Origin of the sequence: Stenotrophomonas sp. YIM B06876, assembly GCF_030711595.1 — a bacterium.
Classification (GTDB): Bacteria; Pseudomonadota; Gammaproteobacteria; order Xanthomonadales; family Xanthomonadaceae; genus Stenotrophomonas.
Map to the genome: position 1 here is coordinate 412 of NZ_JAUJUJ010000328.1, position 528 is coordinate 939.

General features: G+C 65.0%; 1 protein-coding gene. It reads left to right on the forward strand.

Going from position 1 to position 528, the window contains the following annotated elements; translation table 11 throughout:
• Positions 1 to 105: 105 nt before the first annotated feature.
• Positions 106 to 444, forward strand: a complete 339-nt coding sequence (locus QZH66_RS17070) for a hypothetical protein (RefSeq protein WP_305807040.1) — start codon at positions 106 to 108, stop codon at positions 442 to 444.
• Positions 445 to 528 lie beyond the last annotated feature (84 nt).

The following is a 528-nucleotide window of genomic DNA, read 5'->3' on the forward strand; positions in this document are numbered from 1 at the left end:
TGCCCCAGTCCCGTCAATCTATTCGGACCCCGGCGGGCAGTGCCAGGGAAGTCCACGCGAAGTGTCCCGCGTCAATCGCGGCACTGCAAAAGCTGGAGGTTCAACATGAACACCAAGCTGTCGCGCCGGTTTCTCACCGGCTTGTTTCTTATTGTGGGTGCAGCAGGGGTGATCGGAATGGGCATCGACCTGCTCCACGGAGCGCCGACCCGTCCGCCACCAGGCCTGGTGGCCCATGGCCCCACGCTGGCAGTGCTGTCCGTAGTCCAGTCGGTGGTGAACCAACTGACCGACAGCACCCCGTTGGATGAGGGCGCTTCGGTGGCCGCCTATGACCCGGCGCCGGATGCCTCGTCGGCGCAGTTGGCGGCTCCGGCGGCGCAGGGCCTGACCGATGACGGCGCGCAGGAACCGGGTGTCTCTGTGGCCGCCTACGGCTTCTGATGCAGGACCCAGATCTGTCACTGTTTGCCAAAGCGCTCAGCGGAGCTTCGAGCGGTTCAGCCTGGGTAGCGCTTTTTGCTGGAG

Coding starts and splice junctions, on each gene's coding strand:
- QZH66_RS17070 (WP_305807040.1), top strand. CDS start 106: ATGAACACCAAGCTGTCGCGCCGGTTTCTCACCGGCTTGTTTCTTATT.